6 protein-coding genes and 1 tRNA gene are annotated in these 7,345 nt (G+C 70.6%); 4 read left to right on the forward strand and 3 right to left on the reverse strand.

Going from position 1 to position 7,345, the window contains the following annotated elements; translation table 11 throughout:
* The first annotated feature begins 22 nt into the window (after positions 1 to 22).
* The gene (locus tag AB0O67_RS23030) at positions 23 to 1,438 is read left to right on the forward strand and encodes a tyrosine-type recombinase/integrase (protein ID WP_365452948.1); all 1,416 of its coding nucleotides are present in this window, start codon (positions 23 to 25) and stop codon (positions 1,436 to 1,438) included.
* 136 nt (positions 1,439 to 1,574) lie between these two features.
* Here AB0O67_RS23030 and AB0O67_RS23035 read toward each other — a convergent pair.
* Together AB0O67_RS23035 and AB0O67_RS23040 are read right to left on the reverse strand one after the other, a co-directional pair.
* Positions 1,575 to 1,661, reverse strand: a tRNA-Ser gene (locus tag AB0O67_RS23035).
* Positions 1,662 to 2,031: 370 nt separating this feature from the next.
* Positions 2,032 to 3,522 (reverse strand): trypsin-like peptidase domain-containing protein, encoded by a 1,491-nt coding sequence (locus AB0O67_RS23040; protein WP_365452951.1) that lies wholly within the window; start codon positions 3,520 to 3,522, stop codon positions 2,032 to 2,034.
* A 237-nt stretch (positions 3,523 to 3,759) separates the two neighbouring features.
* On the opposite strand from AB0O67_RS23040, the gene AB0O67_RS23045 reads away from it, so the two are divergent.
* From AB0O67_RS23045 to AB0O67_RS23055, 3 genes are all read left to right on the forward strand, one after another.
* Positions 3,760 to 4,587, forward strand: coding sequence for a glycerophosphodiester phosphodiesterase (locus AB0O67_RS23045; RefSeq protein WP_365452954.1), 828 nt, complete (start codon positions 3,760 to 3,762; stop codon positions 4,585 to 4,587).
* 139 nt (positions 4,588 to 4,726) lie between these two features.
* On the forward strand, positions 4,727 to 5,365 hold the full coding sequence (locus AB0O67_RS23050) for an ATP-binding protein (RefSeq protein ID WP_365452957.1): 639 nt from the start codon (positions 4,727 to 4,729) through the stop codon (positions 5,363 to 5,365).
* Positions 5,366 to 5,710: 345 nt separating this feature from the next.
* Positions 5,711 to 6,676: a DUF5926 family protein gene (locus tag AB0O67_RS23055; RefSeq protein ID WP_365452959.1), complete on the forward strand. Its 966-nt coding sequence runs from the start codon at positions 5,711 to 5,713 to the stop codon at positions 6,674 to 6,676.
* Between the two features lie 252 nt (positions 6,677 to 6,928).
* Here AB0O67_RS23055 and AB0O67_RS23060 read toward each other — a convergent pair.
* The coding region (locus AB0O67_RS23060) for a hypothetical protein (RefSeq protein ID WP_365452962.1) at positions 6,929 to 7,345 on the reverse strand (417 nt) is incomplete at its 5' end.

Consider the following 7,345-nt stretch of genomic DNA (forward strand, 5'->3'; position numbering starts at 1 on the left):
CCCTCGTCACGTCTGGAGAGACATGCTCACGTATGACGTCGATATCTGGTCCATCCGCAAGCGCGCCGGCCGTCCCAAGCCGTGGGAACTGCGCTGGAGGGTTGGCGAGCGACCCCACTCCCGCAGTTTCAAGCTGAAGCCGCAGGCAGATGGGCGCCGGGCCGAGTTGATGGCGGCCCTGCGGGATCAGCAGCAGTTCGACGAGGAAACGGGCCTGCCTGCACGTGAGTTGATGGCTCTGACCTCTCCGTCGTGGTACGAGCACGTGACGGAGTACGTACTCATGAAGTGGCCGCGCGCCGCCGCCAAGCACCGGGCGAGCATCGCGGAATCCCTCGCGGTCGTGACACCCGCGCTCGTTACAAGCAAGCGGGGGGCGCCCCGCCCCTCAGTGCTGCGTGGCGCGCTCTATCAGTGGGCATTTCGCGCAGTTCGAGGGCCGGACGGCACTTGGGTCCCGCGCCACGCAGTCGAGGAGCCCCCGGCGGAGATCCTTACCGCCCTGGAATGGGTCGCCGCCCGCTCCATCAAGGTCAAGGATTTGGAGGACCCCGCACTCCTCCGTCCCGCCCTTGAAGCCCTCTCCCTCCGTCTGGACGGTGGGAAAGCCGCAGAGAACACCGCCCGACGTAAGCGCATGGTGCTGAGCAACGTTCTTCGCTACACAGTCGAGGAGAAGGGCCTACTCGCCTCCAACCCTCTCCCACGAGTGGACTGGACCCCGCCCGAGAGTGACGACGAAATCGACTTCCGGTATGTGCCGGACCCACGGTTGGCGCGAGCCCTGCTCGGGGCAGTCCGCGACTCTGGCCCCCGCGGTCAGCACCTCCACGCGTTCTTCGGATGCCTCTACTACGCCGCCATGCGCCCTGGTGAAATCGTCGCGCTCACCAAATCCGACTGCACCTTGCCGCCTAACTCGCCCGACGCCGTTCAGGAGTGGGGCGAACTCCTGCTCGGAGAGAGCCGCCCGGAAGTCGGCGGCGGCTGGACGGATGAGGGCACGTCGTACGAAAAGCGGGGGCTCAAGCGACGTAAGCAGGGAGCGACGCGGACCGTGCCCATTCCGCCCGTTCTCGTGCACCTCCTTCGTCAGCACATCGAGCGCTACGGCACGGCCGACGACGGCCGGCTGTTCCGGGCCTCGCGGGGAGGGCGCGTCCCGTCCACCGAGTACTGCGACATCTGGGAGAGAGCTCGAAAGGTGGTCCTCACGCCCCGTGAGGTGAAGTCGGACCTCGCCGCCGTGCCGTACTCCCTTCGGCACGCGGGAGTCTCCCTCTGGATCAAATCAGGGGTGGACCCCGCGGAAGTCGCCGCGCGCGCCGGCCACAGCATCGCCGTGCTCTACCGCTTCTACGCAAAGATCCTTAAGGGCGGTCAGCAGCACTCCAACGACCTCATCTCCCGCGCGCTCGACGAAGGGGAAGAGTCCTGACCCTGGCCCACAGATGGCCCATACGTACTGGTCAACGCTGGGATATAGGCGAGAAAGGGTGAGACAGGGTCCATGCGGAAGGGGTGCCGCTCCGGAGAGTGGCACCCCTTCTGACCTGCATAGCTTCTGACCTGCGCGGTGGGTGTGGGATTTGAACCCACGGTGACATCGCTGCCACGACGGTTTTCAAGACCGTTCCCTTAGGCCGCTCGGGCAACCCACCTCGGCGCCGCCCACCAGTGGCGGAGCGGATACAGACTACCGGGAGGCGCCGGTGCCTGGGGGCTGTGGTCGGCACCGGGTCCCCTGGCTGTCGCCCACGCCGTGGAGCGATCCGCCCGGAAGCGCTCCCGGTGTCAGGAGGTGAGGATGCTGACGCCGTCCCCGAGGAGTTCCTACCTTCGTCGACGTCTTCGACCCGCACCGCGAGGGGGACTTCCGGTGGCACGACCACCCGTGCCAGTCTCTGCCCGACGTCGGCCCGCTGCACCGCAGACGCGGTGCACCGCGGAACCCGCCCGTGGAGCCATGCCGAAGGGGCGCCCCTCGGTGAGGAGCGCCCCCGTCGGTCTGACGCCGGGCCCGCCGGGGGGTCAGCTGTCGCCGACGCGCGAGCCCAGGGTGACGTCGACCGTCTCGGTCTTGCCGCCGCGCTCGTAGGTGATCGTCACCTTGTCGCCGGGCTTGTGGGTCCAGATCTCGCCGATCAGGGTCGGGCCGCTGTCGATCACCGTCTGGTCGAGCTTGGTGATGACGTCGCCGGGCTTCAGGCCGGCCTTGTCGGCGGGGCCGCCCGCCTCGACCGGGTCCGTGCCGCCCGCACCGGTGTCGGTGATCTTCGCGCCGCCGCTCGAGTCCTCCAGGGAGACGGACGCGCCGATCTTCGCGTACACCGGCTTGCCCGTCTTGATCAGTTCCTGGGCGACGTACTTCGCCTGGTTGATCGGGATGGCGAAGCCCAGGCCGATGGAACCGGACTGGCCGGTGCCGAAGCCGCCGTTGCTGCTGGACTGGATCGCGGAGTTGATGCCGATGACATTGCCCTTGGCGTCCAGCAGCGGGCCGCCGGAGTTGCCGGGGTTGATCGAGGCGTCGGTCTGCAGCGCGCTCATGTACGACGCCTGGCTGCTGGTGCCGTCGCTGGAGGCCACCGGGCGGTCCTTGGCGCTGATGATGCCGGTCGTCACCGTGTTCGACAGACCGAACGGGGCGCCGATCGCGATCGTGGAGTCGCCGACGGCCACCTTGTCGGAGTCGCCCAGGGTGAGCGGCTTCACGTCTGAGGGGGCGTTCTTGAGCTTGACGACCGCCACGTCGTAGCCCTGCGCGTTGCCCACGACCTCGGCGTCGTACTTCTTGCCGTTCGGGAAGGTGGCCGTCAGCTTGCCGCCGTCGACCGCGTCCGCCACCACGTGGTTGTTGGTGATGATGTGGCCCTCGGTGTCGAAGACGAAGCCCGTGCCCGTGCCGCCCTCGCCGCTGCTGCTCTCGGCCTCGATGGTGACCGTGCTCGGCAGCGCCTTGGCGGTGACCGCGGCGACCGTGCCGGAGTCACGCTTCAGGTCGCCGCCGCTGTCCGAGGCGGAGACGGTGGTGGAGCTGGAGTCGTCGTCCCTGGCCAGCGTGTAGCCGATGCCGCCACCCAGGCCGCCCGCCACCAGCGCGGCCACCAGGACCGCGGCGAGCAGACCGCCGCGCCGTCCGCCGGGCTTCGGCGCGGGCTGCGCGTGCGGCGTTCCCCAGCCGGATCCGTCGCCCGGGCCGCCGGGGCCGGGCTCGGGGTACGCGTGCGTGGGGGGCGGCGGGGGCGGCCAGCCGCCCTCGGGGGCCCCGCCCGGGGCGCCGCCCTGGGGGTTCGCCGACGCGTACGCCGGTATGCCAGGGGCGTGGGGCGGCTGCCCCGGGGCGCCCGGAGCGCCGGGTGGCGTGGCCGGCATCGGCGCCGTCGGGGCGTCGTCGGCTTGGCCGTAGGAGGGTGCGGGGGCGTGTGCGGGTTGTTGCGGGGAGGCTGCGGGAGTGTCCACCGGCACGGGAGGTGCGGACGGGGCCGGGGGTACCGCAGTGCCCTCGTTCTCGGTGCTCACAGCTTGTCTCCTCGGTCCACTGCTGTTGGTCGGGCGCGATGCGGCGGTTTCTGCGCTCGCTTGTGAGTTTGTACGCCGTCAGCTTTTCCCACAGGCCGTCAGGGCACCATAAGCGGTTGCTGTGGGTGTTCGACTCACCTTTATATGGGACCAGTCCTATTAAAGAGTCGCATTCCGGCGGCGGCCAAATCACCTCCGCCTCCACGGCTACCCAGGGCCGATGGCACCATGACGCGGGTGACCCACGCACGACAGCACCAGATCCAGGTCGTCGCCCACCGCGGGGCCTCCGAGGACGCCCCCGAGCACACCCTGGCCGCGTACAAGAGGGCGATCGAGGACGGGGCGGACGCTCTGGAGTGCGATGTGCGGCTGACCGCCGACGGACACCTCGTGTGCGTCCACGACCGTCGCGTCAACCGTACGTCCAACGGCCGCGGCGCGGTCTCCGCCCTGGAGCTCGCCGACCTCGCCACCCTGGACTTCGGCTCCTGGAAGTACCGCGGGTCACTGCACCACCGGGACGAGGAGCCCGACTGGGTGCATCGCCCGGAGGACCCGGCCGAGACCTCGGTGCTCACCCTGGAGCGACTGCTCGGCCTGGTCGCGGACGCCGGGCGGCGGGTGGAACTGGCGATCGAGACGAAGCACCCGACCCGATGGGCCGGGCAGGTGGAGGAGCGACTGCTCACGCTCCTGAAGCGGTTCGCGCTGGACGCTCCGGCCTCCCCGGAGGAATCCGCCGTACGGGTCATGAGCTTCTCGGCGCGCTCCCTGAACCGTGTCCGGGTCGCCTCGCCGACGCTGCCCGTGGTCTATCTGCTGCAGTTCCTCTCACCCCGGCTGCGGGACGGACGGCTGCCCGCAGGTGTCCGAATCGCGGGCCCCTCGATTCGGATCGTGCGCAATCACCCGGCGTACATCCAGCGTCTGAAGCGAGCCGGCCACCAGGTGCACGTGTGGACCGTGAACGAGCCCGAGGACGTGGATCTCTGCGTTGACCTGGGCATCGACGCCATCATCACCAACCGCCCGCGCGCGGTACTGGACCAACTGGGTCGTTGACCCATGAAACGAACCTTGACCTCCGGGCCTTCCTGCACCATTCTCCGATCTCGGCCACACCGTCGAAATCCAGCCATACGTTGACCGGTCTCCTACAGGGAGTGCTCCGGCGCGTCCGCTCGGTGTTCGATCGTTGCGAATGCGTCTCCGGACCTGGACTGGCCGGTTTCCGGTACAGGCCAATGGGGCATCCACACCGTGGCGTGGGGCGAAGGAGGTCTCGGGGGTGGCGTTGGTGGTGGCACAGGAGGTGCCCACGTCGTCGAGCATGGCCGTACCCCATGGCCCTGCGGGCGTGGGCAAGGCGCGACACCGGATGCGCGACCAGTTGCGCAGGGGCGGTGTGGCGGAATCGGTCATCGACGATGCCGTTCTGATCCTTTCCGAACTTCTGAGCAACGCGTGCAAACACGGGCGGCCGCTGGGCGACTCCCTGGCCGGGGACGGTGACGTCCGGGCCGCGTGGCGCGTGGACCAGGGCGGCAGGCTCCTGGTCGAGGTGACGGACGGCGGCGGACCGACGCGTCCGGCCCCGGCGACACCGTCGGTGACCGCCCACGGCGGCCGCGGGCTCAACATCATCACGGCGCTGGCCGAGGACTGGGGCGTACGGGACGACACCCAGGGCGAGGTCACCGTCTGGGTGGTGGTCCACGACGACGTGCGCGATCCGGCCCCGGCGCACCGCCGCGACGACTTCGCTACGCGTGTCACAGCCCCGCCGGTGTCGGCCATACCCGAACTGGATTTCGCGGACGCGTTCGACGACCTGGACTGAGCAGGGCGGCCGGCTTCGGCGAAACGCCGGCCGCACGGGGGTGACGCACGCCGTCGGCGACGGGTGACGCATGTCGGCGGCCCGATCGGCCGGCGCCGGAGACAGCCGCTCACGGGCAACGGCAAGCCGCCGCTCTTCCGGAGCGCGCTCCGACCGAGCGCCGGCCGAGCGCGGGCGACGGAGGCCGGCCTGCCGTGAGCCGCCCCCTCATGGACCGGCGCCCTCACCCCGAGGCCCGCGCAGGTTGTCCACAACGCCCCGCGCACCCACAGGGTCCCGTCACCCCGCGCACAAGCGGCTAGGCTCCCGCCGTATCAGACGAGCCGTATCCGGGAGACACCCATCATGGCCAAGAAGCGACCCCAGACGAAGGCCACGCGCCCGCAGCTCACGGACGGAGAGATCCCGGTTGTCGGCGCCCGTGAGCCCTGCCCCTGCGGCAGCGGACGCCGTTACAAGGCGTGCCACGGCCGGGCCGCCGCACAGGCCGCGACCGAGCTGGTGCACCGCCCGTTCGAGGGCCTGCCGGGCGAGTGCGACTGGGTCGCCCTGCGCGAGCTGGTCCCGGCGGCGACCGCCGAACTGACCCTCAAGGACGGCCTCCCCGAGGGCGTCCCCTCGGTCACCCTCGCCACGGTGCTGCCGATGGCCTGGCCCGCCCTGCGCCGCGACGACGGCTCGGTCCTGATCGGCCTGCAGAACGACACCGCGTCCGGCGACATCAGCCGCGACCTCGCCGACACCCTGACGCGCGCCCTGGAGGCGCAGCCCGGCACGCCGGTCAAGGGCCGCCGCGCCCCCGCCGACGGGCCCCGCCTGCAGGACCTGCTCGACCCCAAGGCGCCGTTCGAGCCCGTCGTGCACCCCGGTTTCGAGTTCTGGGTGCCGGACCCGGAGAACGCCACGCCGGACGTGAGCGCCTCGCTGGAGCGGGCCAACGCCGCCGCGATCCCGACAGTCAAGCTTCAGGGCGTCGACGCGGCGTACTGGTGCGAGACGCCGGAGAAGAACCACCTGCGCTGGGTCATGCCGCACCCGGAGGAGCAGCTTCTGGACGCCCTGGCGCGGCTGCACGCGGCGGGCCGGTCCGGCCTCGGCGAGGGCACGCGGCTCGTCGGCTCCTTCCGCGGTCACGGCCTGACCGTGCCGGTGTGGGACCTGCCCAGCGGTGTCACCGCCGACGACATCGAGAAGCCGGCGGCCGAGTTCGCCGAGCGTCTCGCCGCCGCGCTGGCCACGGACGCGCCGCTCACCGCGGACGAGCGCCGCGCGCGCGGCGGCCTGACCAACCGGCAGGTCACGCTCAGCTGACGCAATCCCTTTCGGCACCGTTCGGCTGACCGGTCGGTCAGCCGAACCGGCTCCCCCGGAACGAGTGACTCCAGTCACAACTCCCTTGACTGGCAGGCGAGTCGGTGTCCGAAAGGCCGAGGAAAACAGGAGATCGAATTTGCGAACCGCCGATCTCTTGTTACCGTTTCAGTATCCCGGTTGCTGGTGCATCCCCCGTCGCCAGCAACCGGGCCTTTTCATTCGGCGTCGCTCACGCAACGATGCGAGGGCTCAACTGCCCGTAGCCGCACCGGAGTTGCTTCCCGAGCGCAGCAGGGACGGCCCCAGCCCGCCACGCGCCCCGAACTCCGTGATCGCCGAATAGGCCGCGGGCTCGCCGTGCGTCCGCTCCCGCGGCGTCTCACAGCTGGCCGGCTCGTCCTCGGCGCCCACCGCGCACCGCATCTGCACGGTCCGGCCGTCCGGCCCCATCATGCTCAGTACGGCGTCCATGGCGTCGCCGGTCGCGTTGCGGTAGTACGTACGCGCCCAGGTCTCCTCGCCCTGCGTCAGCACGCAGGTCTGCGCCTCGATGCCGTCGGGCGAGGTGACTTCGGGGCCGCAGCGGGTGGCGGTGGCGAGCCCCAGGCCGAGGAGGTGGGCCGAGCGGGAGCGGTCGGGCGCGGTGGCGTCCTCGCCGGGAGCCCC

The organism is Streptomyces sp. NPDC086077 (genome assembly GCF_040686175.1).
Classification (GTDB): Bacteria; Actinomycetota; Actinomycetes; order Streptomycetales; family Streptomycetaceae; genus Streptomyces.

What these genes read in the sequence shown, in the direction of transcription:
- AB0O67_RS23030 (WP_365452948.1), top strand. Translation starts at nt 23, where the DNA reads ATGCTCACGTATGACGTCGATATCTGGTCCATCCGCAAGCGCGCCGGC.
- AB0O67_RS23050 (WP_365452957.1), top strand. Translation starts at nt 4,727, where the DNA reads ATGCGTCTCCGGACCTGGACTGGCCGGTTTCCGGTACAGGCCAATGGG.
- AB0O67_RS23055 (WP_365452959.1), top strand. Translation starts at nt 5,711, where the DNA reads ATGGCCAAGAAGCGACCCCAGACGAAGGCCACGCGCCCGCAGCTCACG.